At 70.5% G+C, this 16,444-nt stretch carries 14 protein-coding genes; 6 read left to right on the forward strand and 8 right to left on the reverse strand.

The window, feature by feature from the left end; translation table 11 throughout:
• Positions 1-52: 52 nt before the first annotated feature.
• Both CP970_RS39820 and CP970_RS39825 read left to right on the forward strand, forming a co-directional pair.
• Positions 53-529, forward strand: coding sequence for a hypothetical protein (locus tag CP970_RS39820; protein ID WP_055553990.1), 477 nt, complete (start codon positions 53-55; stop codon positions 527-529).
• A 46-nt stretch (positions 530-575) separates the two neighbouring features.
• The gene (locus CP970_RS39825; protein WP_055553988.1) at positions 576-920 is read left to right on the forward strand and encodes a hypothetical protein; all 345 of its coding nucleotides are present in this window, start codon (positions 576-578) and stop codon (positions 918-920) included.
• A gap of 18 nt (positions 921-938) precedes the next feature.
• On the opposite strand, the gene CP970_RS39830 is transcribed toward CP970_RS39825, so the two are convergent.
• Together CP970_RS39830 and CP970_RS39835 are read right to left on the reverse strand one after the other, a co-directional pair.
• A complete protein-coding gene (locus CP970_RS39830; protein ID WP_055553986.1) occupies positions 939-2,783 on the reverse strand; it encodes a siderophore-interacting protein in 1,845 nt (614 codons plus the stop codon).
• Positions 2,783-3,769 (reverse strand): ABC transporter substrate-binding protein, encoded by a 987-nt coding sequence (locus CP970_RS39835; RefSeq protein ID WP_055553985.1) that lies wholly within the window; start codon positions 3,767-3,769, stop codon positions 2,783-2,785. Before CP970_RS39835 ends, CP970_RS39830 begins: the two co-directional genes overlap by 1 nt.
• A gap of 139 nt (positions 3,770-3,908) precedes the next feature.
• On the opposite strand from CP970_RS39835, the gene CP970_RS39840 reads away from it, so the two are divergent.
• From CP970_RS39840 to CP970_RS39850, 3 genes are all read left to right on the forward strand, one after another.
• Entirely contained in the window at positions 3,909-4,655 is a 747-nt protein-coding gene (locus CP970_RS39840; RefSeq protein ID WP_224058969.1) for a helix-turn-helix domain-containing protein, read from the forward strand.
• 180 nt (positions 4,656-4,835) lie between these two features.
• On the forward strand, positions 4,836-5,885 hold the full coding sequence (locus CP970_RS39845) for an iron chelate uptake ABC transporter family permease subunit (RefSeq protein WP_055553981.1): 1,050 nt from the start codon (positions 4,836-4,838) through the stop codon (positions 5,883-5,885).
• A complete protein-coding gene (locus CP970_RS39850) occupies positions 5,882-6,916 on the forward strand; it encodes a FecCD family ABC transporter permease (RefSeq protein WP_055553979.1) in 1,035 nt (344 codons plus the stop codon). Before CP970_RS39845 ends, CP970_RS39850 begins: the two co-directional genes overlap by 4 nt.
• Before the next feature lie 169 nt (positions 6,917-7,085).
• Here CP970_RS39850 and exaC read toward each other — a convergent pair whose 3' ends face one another.
• The 6 genes from exaC to xylB all read right to left on the reverse strand — a co-directional run bounded on the left by exaC (position 7,086) and on the right by xylB (position 15,136).
• On the reverse strand, positions 7,086-8,609 hold the full coding sequence (gene exaC, locus CP970_RS39855; RefSeq protein ID WP_055545269.1) for an acetaldehyde dehydrogenase ExaC: 1,524 nt from the start codon (positions 8,607-8,609) through the stop codon (positions 7,086-7,088).
• 277 nt (positions 8,610-8,886) lie between these two features.
• The gene (locus CP970_RS39860; protein ID WP_055545270.1) at positions 8,887-10,155 is read right to left on the reverse strand and encodes a GAF domain-containing protein; all 1,269 of its coding nucleotides are present in this window, start codon (positions 10,153-10,155) and stop codon (positions 8,887-8,889) included.
• Positions 10,156-10,231: 76 nt separating this feature from the next.
• Entirely contained in the window at positions 10,232-10,831 is a 600-nt protein-coding gene (locus CP970_RS39865) for an N-acetylmuramoyl-L-alanine amidase (protein WP_055545271.1), read from the reverse strand.
• A 121-nt stretch (positions 10,832-10,952) separates the two neighbouring features.
• Positions 10,953-11,984 (reverse strand): acetamidase/formamidase family protein, encoded by a 1,032-nt coding sequence (locus CP970_RS39870; RefSeq protein WP_055545272.1) that lies wholly within the window; start codon positions 11,982-11,984, stop codon positions 10,953-10,955.
• A 477-nt stretch (positions 11,985-12,461) separates the two neighbouring features.
• The gene (locus tag CP970_RS39875; protein WP_055545273.1) at positions 12,462-13,670 is read right to left on the reverse strand and encodes an ROK family transcriptional regulator; all 1,209 of its coding nucleotides are present in this window, start codon (positions 13,668-13,670) and stop codon (positions 12,462-12,464) included.
• Positions 13,671-13,684: 14 nt separating this feature from the next.
• The gene (gene xylB, locus CP970_RS39880; RefSeq protein WP_055545274.1) at positions 13,685-15,136 is read right to left on the reverse strand and encodes a xylulokinase; all 1,452 of its coding nucleotides are present in this window, start codon (positions 15,134-15,136) and stop codon (positions 13,685-13,687) included.
• Positions 15,137-15,259: 123 nt separating this feature from the next.
• On the opposite strand from xylB, the gene xylA reads away from it, so the two are divergent.
• Positions 15,260-16,426: a xylose isomerase gene (gene xylA / locus CP970_RS39885; RefSeq protein ID WP_055545275.1), complete on the forward strand. Its 1,167-nt coding sequence runs from the start codon at positions 15,260-15,262 to the stop codon at positions 16,424-16,426.
• Positions 16,427-16,444: the final 18 nt, after the last annotated feature.

Raw genomic sequence — 16,444 nt, forward strand, 5'->3', positions numbered from 1 at the left:
CGCCCGGTCACGCGCTCCACAGGAGCGACACCCCCACACAGAGGACATCAGCATGCGCATTCGGAAGATCTCGGCACTGACCATGACGGCAGTGGCCCTCAGCCTGGCGCTGACGGCATGCAACTCCGACGACGGGAACGACGGTTCCTCTTCCGCGAGCAGCTCATCGTCGGCCGCGAGCACCCCGGGCTCCGACACGGCGAAGGACCCGGCGAAGGGCACCGCGAAGGACCCGGCGAATGGCACGGCGAAGGAGAAGCCGTCGGGCCCGCCCGCCAAGTCCGACAAGAAGTGCACGGACCAGATCAACTACGCGGGTGACACGCGCTCCAACGCCGAGATCAACTCGATCGGCGAGGACACGGGCACGTGCCCGCCCGTCCAGAAGTCCGAAAAGCCGACGGGTACGCCGAAGGAGCCCGGCAAGAAGTGCACGGACCAGATCAACTACGCGGGTGACACGCGCCCGAACGCCGAGATCAACTCCATCGGCGAGGACACGGGCACGTGCCCGCCGGTCAAGAAGTGATGCACTGAACTTACCCTGAAGCCCGTAGGCGAGATGAGAGGTGCACATGACGGCTCACACCCCGGCTGAGCGCGCCCTGGCCCGCTCGTACACCTCCGATGACGGCGCGATCAGGTTCGACGTCGTCGACCTGACGGTGGATCACCACTCCGACCGAAGCGCCACGTTGACCTACCGTCTCGTCATCGAGCGCGAGGGTCACGCCGACGAGCGCTGGGTGGTCACGCTGCCGTGGCACGACAAGTCCTTCGTGGACGTGCTCACTTCGGACGTGCCCGATCCCGAGCGCCTCCGCCAGCTGGTGCAGCTGGTGCGTGGCCTGTTGGAAGAGTGGTGGGACACCAAGGGGGGCAGCCGCTGGTTCGCGAAGCTGGGGCGCCGGTGCCCCTGAGCGCCGCCGGTCGGTGCGTCAGGCCCGGCGCAGGACCGTGGCCTCCGTCCCCCAGCCCAGCGCGATGGTCCGGTCGACGAGCCAGCCCGACCGTTTCGCGAGGGCGGCGATGGCCGCGGAGTCGCGCAGGGCGCTGCCGGTCGAGGCGTACGCACGCAGGGCCGCCTCGGCAGCGTGCGGGCTCAGGCCGTCCGGGCGGGAGGCCTCGACGAGGACCGTCGTATGGGTCCAGGTGGCGAGCCGGGTGAGGAGCAGGGCGGCCTCGTCATCGGTGCGGTAGGCGAGGGCCTTCGCGGCGACGGCGACGTCGGCGGGTCCCGGCGTCCAGTCGATCCGCTCAGGCGAGGAGACGGACCCACGCAGGACCGCGGCCGGTGTGTCGTCCTCCGCGACGCGCAGCCGCAGCCGCGGCCGCCGTCCGGCGTCGTCGAGAGCGGCGACGACCGAGGCGCTGCCGGGCCCGGTCAGGAGACAGGTCCCGACGTCCTCCCAGAGCGGGTCGGCCGTCAGACCGTCCAGCAGGAAGACCAACTGCTCGCTTTCTTCGACCAGTTCGCCGTAGCGTTCCGCGTCGTGGGTCACCGTGTCGTACAGAGGGGTGCCCTGGGCGAGCCGCCAGGGTGACGTCCCTTCGCGGAGCGCGGGAGCGAGGTGAGCGAGGGCGAGCAGCAGCTCGGCATCGTGGCCGGTGTACTCCTCGCGCTCATGGTCGTCGAGGAGTTCCTCGCCCGCCGGGCCGAGGCGGAGACCGCTCTCGTCGTCGAAACCGACCACCACGTTGTACGCGGCAAGCAGCGGCAGCAGTACGCCGATCCCCGGCTCGGAAACACCGACGCGGCTCGCGAGTGCGTCGGGCGAGAGGCCCGGCGCGTCGGCGACCGCGTCGACGACGCCGAGTTGCAATGCCGCCCGTGTGACCAACCACGGCAGCGGCGAAGGGATCCGGCCGTCGGCAGCGCCCTCCGCGACAGCGCCGACACCGACGTCGGTCGCGCCCTTCACATCGGCCGTGGCGCTCTCCTCGCGGTGCCAGTAGCCCGTGATGTTCAGACGGTCCTTGGGGAGTTTCCTTTCGCGTTGCAGATGCCGGCGTACCGGCAGCAGCGCCCGGCTCTCCGCCGCAGCCCAGGCGTATCCCTCGCCCGTGGGCACCGGCAGCGCGCGGACGGCGGCGTCCAGGGCCGCCGCGTCGCCGGGCTCCGCGACCACCCAGGTGATCGAGTCGTCATCCCGCAGCGCCAGTTCCTGGCGTGCCGAATCGTCGGAGACGGTCACCAGGACATGCACCGGGACGGTGTGGGGGAGGGGGCGTTCGTCGAGGAAGCGGCCGATCGCGGGCAGCGCGGTCTCGTCCCCGATGAGGAACACCCAGTCCAGGTGTTCCGGCAGCCGCAGCGACGACTTCGGACCGACGAACCACAGTTCGTCGCCCTCGCGCGCGGACGCGGCCCAGGCCTCCGCGGGTCCTTGGCCGTGGGGTCCATCGCCGTGGGGCCCATCGCCGTGGGGTCCTTCGCCGTGCAGCACGAAGTCGAGGTCGAGCTCACCCTCCTCGTGGTCCACGCGCCGGGGCGTGTAGTCGCGGGTGAGCCGGTGCTCGGCCGGAGTCCACTCGACGCCGTGCGGCAACTGGGCGGGGAGCGCCGCGCGGACGTCCCCGTCCGCCGCCAGGATCAGCTTGACGTGGTCGTCGAACCCCGGCGCGGCGAAGGCGGGATGGTGGATTCCGTCGCGGGTGAACGCGCCGAGCTCCTCGCCGCCGAGGACGACCCGACGCATCCGAGGGCTCACCTCGTGCACGCGGCGCACCGTGACCCGGCGCAGGACGAGCGGGTGCGTCGTGTACGCACGCTGGGCGGCCATCAGGAGAACTTCTTTTCGATGATGTCGAGCAGCGCCATCGACTCGTCGTAGTCGCCGCGCAGCACCCAGTACGGCAGGTCGTAGGCGTGGTTCGCCTTGAAGGCGGGCAGCGCGCGGTAGACGGGGTTCTTCTTGAGCGTGGCGACGTCGGTCGTGTCGGCGTTGAAGCCCATCACGAACACGGACGGCTGGGTGATCGTCTGACCCACCTTCTCGGTCGACAGCTCGAACATGTCACCGCCCTGCCCGTACACCTTGAAGCCGCCCTTGGCGAAGACCGGAGCGGGCTCGATGCCGACCTTCTCGAACTCGGCGGGCAGGCCGACCTTTTCCACCAGGCCGTAGGCGGTGCCGTCGCCGGTGAGGGCGAGGAAGGACACGGGTCCCGGCGGCGGCTTGATGGCCTTCTTCACCTCGGCGATCCGCCTGTCGTAGGCGGCCAGATGCTGTTCGTAGACGTCGCCCTTGTCGAACACGTCGTCCGCGAGGAAGGAGAACTGGCTGCGCCAGTCGCCGAGCTTCTTGCCCACGAGCACGGTGGGAGCGATGTCGGAGAGGTCGTCGTACACCTTCTCCGCCTGGAACAGCGGGAAGCCGATGCCGCCGCCGACGATGAGGTCGGGGTCGAGGGCGAGGATCGCCTCCAGGTCGAAGCCGTCGACGCTCCACGGCAGGAACGTCGTGCCGTCCTTCTTCGCCTCCTTCGCCCAGTACGGGGAGAACGTGCCCTTGCCGTCGGCGTCCTCGGGAATCGTGGCGCGCACCGGTACGTCGAGGTCGTAGAGGTACCCGGCGAGCGCGTGGTTGAGGACGACCACGCGCTTGGGCTTGCTCGGCACCTTCACCTCGCCGTAATCGGTCTTGACGGTACGGCTCTTCGCGGCGGACGCCTTGTCACCGTCGCCCGACGCGTCGCTGGCCGAGCAGCCGGTGAGGGCAAGCACGGCGACGAGCGCGGCGGCGAACAGGCGGGCTGGAGCAATCATGGGACCTCATGTGAAGGGCAGGCTCGACAGTTTCGAGCTGTTGGTAAGGTGAGGCTAACCTCGCTGGTTCCGTGGCGTCGCTCCGAGTGCGACATGACCGGTGACGGATACGACGCATCGCATGCAACGGGAGGCACGCTTGCCGACGACGTCCCTCGGCACCGTGGTCGCCGCGAACGCCATCCGCTTCCTCGGACACGACACGCATCAGCACGACGAGCCGCACCTCATCTACGTGGTCACCGGAACCGCCCGCCTGCTCGCCGACGGCGAGGAGTGGCGGCTGGGCCGACAGGAGGCGATCTGGCTCGCTCCCCGGGTGCCGCACGCGCTGCGCATCGAGCCGGGCGGGATGGCGCTCGGACCCACCCTCAACCCCGGTGACCTGCCCCGATGCCGCGTGCAGCCGCTCGGGGCCGTGCCCGCCGTCGTCGACGTCATGACCACCACACTCGGCGCTGCGCCGAGCACGACGGAGGAGATCCAGCCCTTCCGGCAGGCGCTGGGGCGCGTCCTCCGGGGCATCTCCCGACGATATTTTCCGGTGGTGCTGCCCGTCCATCCCGTGGTGCGCGCCCTGGCCCGCGAGGCCCTGCGCACCCCCTCCGCGACGCTGGAACGGCTCGCCGCACAGCATCGGATGAGCCCCCGCCAGGTGCAGCGCGTCTTCATCGACGAGACCGGACTGCCCTTCACACGGTGGCGGAACCGGGCCAGGATGAACGCCGCCGTCGAACACCTTCGCGGCGGAGGCGAACTGACGGCGGCGGCCAGGGCGGCGGGTTACGCGACCCGGGCCGGACTGCTGCGCGCGCTGAGCCGCGAGTCCGGGGTACCGGTGAGCGCGCTGACGGCGGACGCGGTGGGGGCGCTCGGGGCGCGCTGATCCGGGAGCCGGGCGGCACGGGCGGCACGGGCACGTTCAGCGTGTCCAGCGCATGCAGTACGTCCGGCACGTGCAGCGCATGCAGTAGTTCACGCAGTAGTTCACGCAGCAGTTCACGTAGCAGTTCGAGTATGTACGGCACTTCGGGCTGTCCGGGTGGCGGGCAGTCAGGGAGGTTCGATGGCACAGGCGCTCGCGACGACGACCGCGCCCCCGCCGACCACATCGTCGCGTCGCGGGACGCGTCGGCTCATCGGCCTGGGCGCCGCCGTCGGCGTGCTCCTGGTGGCGGTGCTGCTCAGCGTCGCGATCGGTTCGGCGATGCTCCCGCTGGACGTGGTGTGGCAGGCGCTGACCGCCCCCGACGGCTCCGCGTCCCACGCCACGATCAGCGAGGCACGTGTCGACCGCACGCTGGTAGGTGTCCTCGTCGGTGTGTCGCTGGGTGTGGCGGGGTCGCTCATCCAGGCGCTCACCCGCAATCCGCTCGCCGATCCCGGGATACTCGGCGTCAACGCCGGTGCGGGTTTCGCCGTCACCCTGGGTGTGGCCGTCTTCGGCGTCACGCGTATCGAGCAGTACCTGCCCTTCGCCTTCATCGGGGCGATCGCCGGTTCGGCGCTGGTCTACCTCGCCGCGAGCGGCGGACGGGGCGGCCCGTCGCCGCTACGGCTCACCGTCGTCGGTGTCGCCTTCACGGCGGTGCTCTCCGGCATCTCCCGGACCCTCGCACTGATCGACACGGAGACCTTCGACCGCATGAGGTTCTGGGACGCGGGCACCATCACCGACCGCCCGACGGGCACGGCCGCCGCCATCGCGCCGTTCGTCCTGGCCGGTCTGCTGGTCGCCGTCTGCTGTGCGCGCCCGCTCAACGCGATGGCCCTCGGTGACGACGCGGCGCGGGCCTTCGGGCTGCGGGTCGGCGCGACGCGGTGCGGTGTGGTGATCGCGGTGGCCCTGCTGTGCGGCGCGGCGACCGCCGCGGCGGGCCCGCTGGTGTTCGTCGGCCTCATGGTGCCGCACGCCGTGCGCTGGCTGACCGGGCCCGACTGGCGCTGGATCCTCGTCTATTCGGCCGTCCTCGCACCGGTGATCGTGCTGGTCGCCGATGTCCTGGGCAGGCTGATCGTGATGCCGACCGAACTGCCGGTCGGCGTGATGATGCCCCTCATCGGCGCCCCCGTACTGATCGTGCTGGTGCGCGGAAGCCGGGCGAGGGAACTGTGAGCGGGTTCTTCGTCCTCAGGGCGGGGCCCTTGAGCCTGCGGGTGACGCGCCGCGCGGTCGTGGTGTGCGGACTGCTGTGGGTCGTCCTGATCGCACTGGTCCTGTGGGCCTTCACCCTGGGCAGCTACCCGCTGAGCCTCGGCGACCTGACCGCCGTCATGACGGGTACGGCGAGGAACAGCGTCCGTACCGTCGTCCTGGAGTGGCGGGCGCCGCGCATCGTCGCCGCCGTGCTGTTCGGGGCCGCGCTCGCCGTGGGCGGTGCGATCTTCCAGTCCCTGACCCGCAATCCGCTCGGCAGCCCCGACATCATCGGCTTCACCACCGGCTCCTACACCGGTGTGGTCCTCACCCTGCTGGCAGGCGCGACCAGCTACGCGGCGCTCGCGGCGGGCGCGCTCGTCGGCGGTCTCATCACCGCGTTCGCCGTGTATCTGCTGGCGTTCCGGCGGGGTGTGCAGGGCTTCCGGCTCATCGTCGTGGGCATCGCGGTCGGCGCGCTGCTGTCCTCGGCCAACACGTGGTTCTCGGTGAAGGCCGATGTCGACACCGCGCTGCGGGCCGCGGTGTGGGGCGCGGGCTCGCTGAGCGCGGTCGGCTGGCCCGCCGTCACCATGGCCGCCGTCGTACTCGCAGGGGTCGCGATCGCGGCCCCGGTGGCACAGCGCCGGATGCGGCGGCTCGAACTGGGCGACGACACCGCGGCGATGCTGGGCGTACCCGTCGAGCGCACGAAGGTGATGCTGGTCGTCCTCGGCGTCGCCGCGACCGCCGCGGTGACCGCCGCGGTGGGCCCCATCGCGTTCGTCGCGCTGGCGGCGCCGCAGATCGCCCGCCGCCTCACCGGGCAGGGAGGCTCCGTCGACCTCGCCGGTGCGGCGCTCGTCGGCGCGGTCCTGCTGCTCGGCGCCGACATCGCGGCCCAGCACGCGATCCCCGGCGTACTGCTGCCGACAGGCGCGGTCACCGTGTGTGTCGGCGGGGCGTATCTGCTGGTACTGCTGGTGCGGGAGGGCCGACGGGGGGCTTAGGGGCTGTTGGTACGGACAGGGGGGGGAGGGGGAGGCCGGTCGCGGTCGGGTGCTTGGTCGGGTGCCTGAGGCACAAGGCTCGCTTCAGGCACCCGACTTCAGGCGCCGCACCCCGACGTCAGGGTCTAGACACCCCGACGTCAGGGTCTAGACACCCCGACGTCAGGGTCTAGAAGAACCCGAGCTTCTTCGGGCTGTAGGACGTGAGGATGTTCTTGGTCTGCTGGTAGTGCTCCAGCATCATCTTGTGGTTCTCACGGCCGATGCCGGACTGCTTGTAGCCGCCGAAGGCCGCGTGCGCCGGATAGGCGTGGTAGCAGTTCGTCCAGACGCGGCCCGCCTGGATCGCACGGCCCGCCCGATAGGCCGTGTTGATGTCCCGCGTCCACACTCCGGCACCGAGACCGTAGAGCGTGTCATTGGCGATCTTGATGGCGTCGTCGAAGTCGTTGAACGACGAGACCGAGACGACGGGGCCGAAGATCTCCTCCTGGAAGATCCGCATCCGGTTGTCGCCCTCGAAGATGGTCGGCTGGACGTAGTAACCTCCGGCCAGCTCACCGTCGTACTCGATCCGCTGACCGCCCGTCAGCACCTTGGCGCCCTCCTGCTGACCGATGTCCAGGTAGGAGAGGATCTTCTCCAACTGGTCGTTGGACGCCTGCGCGCCGATCATGGTGTCGGTGTCGAGCGGGTGCCCGGCCTTGATCTGCTCCGTGCGGGCGATCGCCGCCTCGATGAACTCGCTGTAGTGGCCGCGCTGCACGAGCGCCCTCGACGGACAGGTGCAGACTTCGCCCTGGTTGAGGGCGAACATCGTGAAGCCCTCGAGCGCCTTGTCCCGGAAGTCGTCGTTCGCGGCCCACACGTCGTCGAAGAAGATGTTCGGCGACTTGCCGCCCAGCTCCAGCGTGACCGGCTTGATGTTCTCCGAGGCGTACTGCATGATCAACCGCCCCGTCGTGGTCTCCCCGGTGAAGGCGACCTTGGCGACGCGCGGGCTCGACGCGAGTGGCTTGCCCGCCTCGACGCCGAAACCATTGACGATGTTGACGACACCGGCGGGCAGCAGATCCGCCACCAGACTCAGCCAGTAGTGGATCGAGGCCGGAGTCTGCTCGGCGGGCTTCAGAACGACGGCGTTTCCGGCCGCGAGTGCCGGTGCCAGTTTCCATGTCGCCATCAGGATCGGGAAGTTCCACGGGATGATCTGCGCGACGACGCCCAGCGGCTCCTGGAAGTGGTACGCGATGGTGTCCTCGTCCACCTCGCTCAGCGACCCCTCCTGCGCACGGATGACGCCCGCGAAGTACCGGAAGTGATCGATGGCGAGCGGGATGTCGGCGGCCAGCGTCTCGCGGATCGGCTTGCCGTTCTCCCAGCTCTCGGCGACCGCGAGCTGTTCGAGGTTGGCCTCCATCCGGTCGGCGATCTTGCGCAGGACGTCCGCGCGCTCGGTGACAGACGTACGCCCCCACGCCGGTGCGGCCGCGTGCGCCGCGTCGAGGGCACGCTCCACGTCCTCCGCCGTGCCCCGGGCGATCTCGGTGAAGGCCTGTCCGTTGACCGGGCTGGGATTCTCGAAGTACTGGCCGCGGGCGGGCGCCACGTACTCGCCGCCGATGAAGTTGTCGTAGCGCGACTGGTAGGAGACGATCGCGCCCTCGGTGCCGGGCGCTGCGTAACGGGTCATCTTGGCTGGCCTCCCGGGGAAGACTGCCCGCCGTCGGGCAGCTCTCGCCCGGAGGCTAGGAGCGCGGACGTTGCATGTACGTTGCGGTGCTCACCTCACGGCATCGGCATCGGGACTGGCATCGGTATCGGCATCAGGACTGGCACCGGTTTCGAGACTGGCACCGGAATCGGCACCGGCCCGGTACTGGGATGGGCACCGGCACCGGCGGCGGGGCTGGCGCCGATACTCGCACCGGCATGGGGCAGGGCGGGCTTGATCACCGGCCCGAGGGGGGCTACGCACGGCCGTGCCCTGGCGCGGCCAGCTCGGCGTCGAGCGCCCGCAGACGAGCCAGGACGGCTGCTGTCGGGCGCAGCGCGGCCAGCGCACGCCACACCACCAGGTCCTCCTCGCCCCACGGGGCGTGCGCCCAATCGGCCAGCAGATCGGGATCGTTGCGGTCGACCAACGCCGTACGCAGCTGATCGGCCAGCCTGCGCCGGAGCCGGGCCAACGCGGGTGCCTGGGACCCGGGCAGCAGCGGACCGGCGTACGCGGCGGCGGCCGCCGTCACCGCACCGGCCCCCAACCGACGCTCGACCGTGTCGACGTCACACTCGACGGGCGCCGCGAGACGATACGGACGCGACCGCAGCAACTCCGCACCGAGCACCCGCCGCAGCCGCGCCATCTCCGCCCGCAACGTCACCTTCGGCACCGACTCGTCCTCATACAGCGCGTACAGCAGCTCGTCACCGGTCAGCCCCTCCGGATGGCGAGCGAGCAACACCACGATCTCGCTGTGCCTGCGGCTGAGACGCACCTTCCGGCCGCCTACCAGAAGCAGCGCTTCCTCTCGCCCCAACGTGGTCAGCTCCACCGTGTCCTCGGCCCGCATCGGCGGTGCCAGCAGCGCCAGTTGGGACTCCGCTGCCCGCGCCACAGCCTGCACGAATGCGAGGCTGTGCGGGTGCGCGAGGCCGTCCCCACCGGTGATGTCGACCGCGCCGATCAGCCGCCCGGTGCGCGGATCGTGCACCGGAGCCGCGGCGCACGTCCACGGTTGCACACGCCGCATGAAGTGCTCGGCGGCGAACACCTGCACCGGACGGTCGACGGCGACCGCCGTCCCCGGCGCGTTCGTGCCCATGGCGGACTCGGCCCACCGCGCGCCCGGAACGAAGTTCATCCGCCCCGCGCGCTGCCGCGTCGCCGCGTGTCCCTCGACCCACAACAGCCTGCCCTGTGCGTCGCACACGGCCAGCAGATGCTCGCCATCCGAGGCGAAGGTGCCCATCAACTCGCGGAACAGCGGCATCACCCGGGCCAACGGATGCTCCGCGCGATACGCACCGAGGTCACCATCGGTCAGCTCCACCGCCGCGCCCGTGGCCTCCGGACTGACCCGCGCCCTGGCCGACCGCCGCCATGAGTCGGCCACGACCGGGCGCACCGGCCGCGCCACCGTTCCCCTGGAGGTGAAGTCCTCGTGCGCCCGGCGCAGCTCCCGTGCCTGCTCGGTGGGATCGGTGCCCGGCTTGAGAGCCACCCACGGATCGGTCAACTCGGCCTCCTGGGACGGCGGTGGGGTGTCGCCATCGTCGCCCCAGGAGCGGAAGCCGACAAGCGGCCCGGGTGCCTCAGGCGAAGTTGACGAGGCGTATGTAGCGGGACCAGTCCCAGTACGGTCCGGGGTCCGTGTGGTCGGCGCCGGGGACTTCGGAGTGCCCGATGATGTGCTCGCGGTCCTTGGGGATGCCGTACTTCGTGCAGATGGCGGAGGTCAGCGCGGCGGACTGTTGGTACATCGCGTCGGTGAAGTACTGCGGCTTGTCGACCCAGCCCTCGTGCTCGATGCCGATGCTGTGGGTGTTGTAGCTCCAGTTGCCCGCATGCCAGGCGACGTTGCGATTACGGACACACTGGGCGACGTGCCCGTCCTTGGAGCGCACCACGTAGTGGGCGGACACCTGCTTCGCCGGGTTCTGGAAGATCGCGAGAGCGTCCGCGTACGTCTCCTGCGTGACGTGGATGACCACGTAGTCGATGGTGTAGGCGCTGGGCCGGGTGGACGCCGTGTAGTTGGAAGTGCTGGCGGGCACCCACTCGGCCGGCGGGTAGTCGCCCGCACGGTCCTGCGCGTTCGCGTGAACGGTGGGCAGCAGCGTCGCGGGAACCGCCGCGGCGACCGCACCCTGCAACAGTCGGCGCCTGCTCGGGAAGCGTCTTGCTCGATCCATGACTGGCCTGCCTCTCGGTGGGGGGAACGGCTGGACTGGCGCTGCACTTGAGAGGGGAGATGAACTTCGGGGAGTAGGACTCAAGTTGGGGGCATAGGGCCAAACGTCGGGACATGGGGCCTTAGGAGGAGTGGAGGCCCCCACGCGGCAGCGTCGTGGCGACCTCGCGCAGCCGCGCGTGCAGTCCGCGATGTGTTTCGCGTGCGGGAAGCCAGTCCTTGCGGAGCTTGGCCACGCAGGTGTAGTTGGTGTCGCAGACGTTGGCGAGCGGCGACTCGACGGTCTGCGTCGCGAACTGGTAGGCGTCCAGCTCGCTGAATCCGTAGTCCCGCACCAGCCACTGGACCAGGTCCAGCTGGGATATGCGAAACGCGTCCTCCAGCGGCCGGGCGGACCCGGTCGAGATGATGTGCGTATCGGACTCCAGGCGCGGCCACGGGGTGGAGACCCCCTTCAAGAGCTCGACGATCACCACAGTGTTCATGGCGCACTCGACGGCGACCCCGCACGTCTCGCCCTCGCCCTGCCGCGCGTGCCCGTCGCCGAGACTCAGCAGGGCGCCCTCGACGTTCACCCCGAGATAGCAGGTGACTCCGGCGCGCATCTCGGGTGTGTCCATGTTTCCACCGTGGGCGTCGGGTACGAGCGCCGAGCGGACCTCGAGGTGGGCGGGCGCGACGCCGATGGTGCCGTGCATGGGGTCCATCGGCAGGTCGGTCTCGAAGTCGCTGTCACGCGAGGCGAATCGCGCCGTGCGGCGGGCCCGGTCGAGCTGCCAGATCCATACGGCCTCGGGAAGCGGTGGCTGCAGGGACGCGGTGGCGTGCGTGGAGGTGAGGGCGCCGAACAAGGGGACCGTGGTCGATGCCGCCCAATCGCGGGCCGGTTCGATCGACACGAAGTGCACGGCGAGCGTGTCACCCGGCTCGGCTCCCTCCACATGGAAGGGCCCCGTCTGCGGATTGAGATAAGGGAATTGGCAGACCTCGGAGACGAGGTCCTTCTCCGAGCGCACGTTCCCCGCGAAGCAGTCCTCCGTGAAGAGGTCGAGGACGGTTCCTGGTGTGATGCGGGCGACAGGCGGGGCGCCGCCGAACGTCCAGGCGTACTCGCCGGGTTCGGGGCGCACGGTCAGGATCCGAGGGTCGCTCATCGCTGTACTGCTCCGCTCTGGCCGGAGAGGCCGTGCTCGTCGAACTGATCTGGAACCGGCGCGGGCTCGTCGCCGAGCCGCACTGGTCCGGCCTCGGGCCTCGTCCAGCTTTCCCCCGACACATGAATCCCCCGATCGGCGTGGACGACCACCGCCGGTAGGGCAGCTGCGCCTCGCACGAATTACGTTACGGCGCCTGCTGGTTGAGGTGGAAGGGCCCGCCTCGCATCTGTGTACAGGTGAGGGATTGTGGAAAACTCGGCCACTCGAACGGGGGAGGGCAGGCGCCAGAACCTCTGCGGTCTTGACTCATCCCGCGTCGCGTACAGCCGCTGGTCTCAGGTGGGTCGGCCGTCGCTGCTGATCCCAGCCGGTCGGCCGCTGCCGGGCGACCATTACCGGTTCGACCTTTGCAAGGCGCCCACTACCCGCTCGGCCGCTGCCTGATCCGCCCCCGGACTCCGCCCCGTGCCCCGCCTATCCGCCGCCTGCGACCGCCACCGGATCATCGAGCACGGCTCGCATCACCGAGTGGGCCGCCCCCAGCAAGGGCCCGTCCGGACCGATCTCGGACACGGTGACACGGCAGGCCCGTCCCGCGGTCCGCCCGGTCAATTCCCTCTCCAGCGATGGCAGCAGCCATGGCGCCAGCCTCGACAGAGCGCCACCGAGCACCACGGCTCGCGGATCGAGGAGGTTGACGGCACCCGTGAGCGCGATGCCCAATGCCGTGCCCGCACCGTGAAGTGCGTGCCGCACCTCAGCGTCCTGCGCGGCGGCCCGATCGGCGAGCAGGCCGACCCGATCCTCACCCGGCTCCAGGCCGGCCGCGCGCAGCACCGCCTCCTCACCGGCGTACTGCTCCAGGCAGCCCCGCCCACCGCAGGGGCAGGCCGGGCCCTCGGGACGCACCGGTACGTGTCCCAACTCGCCCGCGAATCCATGTGCTCCGCGCAGCAGTCGGCCATCGACGACCAGGGCGGCTCCGATGCCGATCTCCGCCGAGACGTGGAGGAAGTCCTCCGGTGTGTCCGCGCCGAGCCACAGCTCCGCGAGGGCACCGAAATTGGCCTCGTTGTCCACGGTCAGCGGCAGGTCAGAGGGTAGAAGCGGGGCAAGGTCGATGTCGCGCCAGCCGAGGTTGGGGGCGCGGACCACCGTCCGCGAGTCACGTGTGACGAGACCGGGCACGGCGACGGCGAGGCCCGCGGGGGACAGGCCCGCCTGCCGGACTTCGGCGCACAGCCGCTCCATCATGGCGGAGAGCTCTTCGAGCACCGGTTCGGGCGCGCGATGGCGATTACCGACCTGCCGCACCGTGCGGGCCCGCACCTCACCGCGCAGATCGACCGCGCATACCGCGAGGTGGTCGACGCCCACTTCGGCGCCGATGCCGACCGGCCCTCGACCGCTGACCGCCAGGGCCGATCCGGGGCGGCCCACCCGGCTCGGACGCTCGGGGCCCAACTCGTCGAGCAGCCCGGTGCGGATCAGCTCGTCGACCAGGGTGGAGACGGCGGCCCGGGTGAGCCCGATGTGGGAGGCCACGGCGGCCCGTGACAGCGGGCCGTGCGCGGCCACCGTGTGCATCACTCGGGAGAGGTTGCGGCGGCGCATGCCCTGCTGGGTGTCGGGCAGCCGCGCGCCGTTCGTGCCCCGGCGTTCCTCGTGCAGCGGTGCGGTCATGCCTTCGTCAGCCCTCACTCCCCATGAGGCGCCCTGACGAGCAGCGGCGCCGCGTCGGAGAGTACCTCGGAGATCCGCGCGAGCTTCGCCTCATCCCGTTCCACGGGGTCGAGCACGGGCCCCTCGGCCGTGCCCCAAAGCCGGGCGATCGCGGCCGGATCCTCACCGGTCAGCACTCCGGCGGCCTGCGCGGCGGCGCCGAGCGCCACCAGCTCCTTGCCCTCGGGAACTTGCACCGGACGGCCGGACAGGCGACGCACGGTGTGCTGCCAAGCGGCGCCGCGCGACCCGCCTCCGATGAGCAGCAACGGAGACGACCGGTCGGCGTCCGCGTCGAGCACCTGGTCGAGGGCGTCGAGCAGCGAGTGGACGGCACCGTCGTATGCCGACTGCAGGAGTTGCCCGGGTGTCGTGTCGTGCCGCAGACCGTGCAGGATCCCGGAGGCGTGGGGGAGATTCGGGGTCCGCTCGCCGTCCAGATAGGGCAGGAGCGTGGCAGTGCCGCCCGGCTCCACCGCCTCACGGTCCAGGCTCAGGAGCGCGGCCACTTTGTCGACGGCCATGGTGCAGTTGAGGGTGCAGGCCAGCGGCAGCCAGGCGCCACGCGCGTCGGCGAAGCCCGCGACGGTTCCCGTGGCGTCCGTGGAGCGATGCTCCGAGACCGCGTAGACCGTGCCCGATGTGCCGAGACTCAACACGGGCGTACCCGGGAGCAGCCCGAGCCCGAGGGCCGCTGCCGCGTTGTCACCGGTGCCGGGCGCGACCAGCGTGCCCTGGGAGAACGGTAGATCGCCTCCTCGTACGGTGCCGACGACCTCTCCGGGACGCGCCACTCGGGGCAGCAACGCCGGGTCCAGCCCCACCATGCCGAGGATTTCCTCGTCGTACGTCTCCGAGGCGGAGGCCCACCATCCCGTGCCCGAGACATCGCCGCGGTCGGTCGTGCCGCATCCGGTGAGACGCTCCGTGAGGTAGTCGTGGGGCAGCCGCACCGCCCTGGTTGCCCGGACAGCCGCGGGCTCGTGTTCGGCGAGCCAGGCCCATTTCGTCACGGTGAAGGACGGCCCCGGAACGCTGCCGACGCGCTCGGCCCACGCCTTGGGGCCGCCGAGCCGCTCGACGAGCTCCCGGGCCTGCGCGGCTGAACGGACGTCGTTCCACAGCAGGGCGGGCCGCACCGGTGTGCCATCGGCACCGAGCGCGACGAGGCCGTGCTGCTGTCCCGCGACCGACACCGCCGATGCCTCGCGCGCGGCGGTCCCGCATTGGCGAAGCGCCGCGCACAGGGCGTCCCACCACTCCTGGGGATCGCTCTCGCGGGCGTCGCCCGTGCTGACCCGGTGCGGGGCCTGGCCGCTCGCGACGACGCGTCCCGTGGCGGCGTCGACGACCAAGGCCTTGGTGGACTGCGTGGAGGTGTCCACACCGACGACGAGCGGCCCTTGGGCTGCTGGCGATGATGACATTGAGCTCTCCGTTCCTGCGGCTTTCCCGGGACGGGGCCCCGGACTTCCTCCCCGACCTTCCCAGCGGAGCCCTCGGATACTAATTTGTAAATCGCCATGACGAAATAGTCGAGGGAGCCGCACATGAACTACCAGCCCACTCCTGAGGACAAGTTCAGCTTCGGCCTGTGGACCGTCGGCTGGCAGGGCAGGGACCCGTTCGGCGACGCCACCAGGGCTCCGCTCGATCCGGCCGAATCGGTACAGCGCCTCGCCGAAATAGGTGCCTACGGAGTGACGTTCCACGACGACGACCTGATCCCGTTCGGATCGTCGGACACCGAGCGCGAAGCGCACATCAAACGCTTCCGGCAGGCGCTGGACACGACGGGTCTGGTCGTGCCGATGGCCACCACGAACCTCTTCACCCACCCCGTCTTCAAGGACGGCGCGTTCACCGCCAACGACCGCGACGTACGCCGCTACGCGCTGCGCAAGACGATCCGCAACGTCGACCTGGCGGTGGAACTGGGCGCGCACACCTATGTCGCGTGGGGTGGCAGGGAAGGAGCGGAATCCGGCGCCGCGAAGGACGTGCGCTGCGCCCTCGACCGCATGAAGGAGGCGTTCGACCTACTCGGCGAGTACGTGCTCGAACAGGGCTACGACCTGCGGTTCGCGATCGAGCCCAAGCCCAACGAGCCGCGCGGCGACATCCTGCTGCCCACCGTCGGGCACGCCCTCGCGTTCATCGAACGCCTGGAGAGGCCCGGCATGTACGGCGTCAACCCTGAAGTGGGCCACGAACAGATGGCGGGCCTGAACTTCCCGCACTCCATCGCCCAGGCCCTGTGGGCGGGCAAGCTTTTCCACATCGACCTCAACGGCCAGACCGGCATCAAGTACGACCAGGACCTGCGGTTCGGCGCGGGTGATCTGCGCAGCGCGTTCTGGTTGGTGGACCTCCTGGAGAGGGGCGGTTACGACGGACCGCGGCACTTCGACTTCAAGCCGCCGCGGACGGAGGACTACGAAGGGGTGTGGGAATCGGCCGCGGGCTGCATGCGCAACTACCTGATCCTGCGTGAGCGTTCGGCCGCCTTCCGGGCCGACCCCGAAGTGCAGGAGGCCCTGAGGGCCTCGCGTCTGGACGAACTGGCGGTGCCCACGGCCGACGACGGCCTCGGCGGGCTGCTCGCCGACCGGGCCGCCTATGAGGCATTCGACGTGGAGAGCGCCGCCGCGCGCGGGATGGCCTTCGAGCGCCTCGACCAGCTGGCCATGGACCATTTGCTGGGCGCCCGGGGCTGAGCGAGATCTCCGGGGGCG

It is taken from the genome of Streptomyces kanamyceticus (genome assembly GCF_008704495.1).
Lineage (GTDB): Bacteria > Actinomycetota > Actinomycetes > Streptomycetales > Streptomycetaceae > Streptomyces > Streptomyces kanamyceticus.

Bases quoted from the DNA above. Each gene is read 5' to 3' on its own strand.
- xylB (WP_055545274.1), bottom strand. From the start codon at position 15,136: ATGTCATCATCGCCAGCAGCCCAAGGGCCGCTCGTCGTCGGTGTGGAC.
- xylA (WP_055545275.1), top strand. From the start codon at position 15,260: ATGAACTACCAGCCCACTCCTGAGGACAAGTTCAGCTTCGGCCTGTGG.
- exaC (WP_055545269.1), bottom strand. From the start codon at position 8,609: ATGACCCGTTACGCAGCGCCCGGCACCGAGGGCGCGATCGTCTCCTAC.
- CP970_RS39835 (WP_055553985.1), bottom strand. From the start codon at position 3,769: ATGATTGCTCCAGCCCGCCTGTTCGCCGCCGCGCTCGTCGCCGTGCTT.
- CP970_RS39825 (WP_055553988.1), top strand. From the start codon at position 576: ATGACGGCTCACACCCCGGCTGAGCGCGCCCTGGCCCGCTCGTACACC.
- CP970_RS39875 (WP_055545273.1), bottom strand. From the start codon at position 13,670: ATGACCGCACCGCTGCACGAGGAACGCCGGGGCACGAACGGCGCGCGG.
- CP970_RS39820 (WP_055553990.1), top strand. From the start codon at position 53: ATGCGCATTCGGAAGATCTCGGCACTGACCATGACGGCAGTGGCCCTC.
- CP970_RS39870 (WP_055545272.1), bottom strand. From the start codon at position 11,984: ATGAGCGACCCTCGGATCCTGACCGTGCGCCCCGAACCCGGCGAGTAC.
- CP970_RS39865 (WP_055545271.1), bottom strand. From the start codon at position 10,831: ATGGATCGAGCAAGACGCTTCCCGAGCAGGCGCCGACTGTTGCAGGGT.
- CP970_RS39830 (WP_055553986.1), bottom strand. From the start codon at position 2,783: ATGGCCGCCCAGCGTGCGTACACGACGCACCCGCTCGTCCTGCGCCGG.
- CP970_RS39845 (WP_055553981.1), top strand. From the start codon at position 4,836: ATGGCACAGGCGCTCGCGACGACGACCGCGCCCCCGCCGACCACATCG.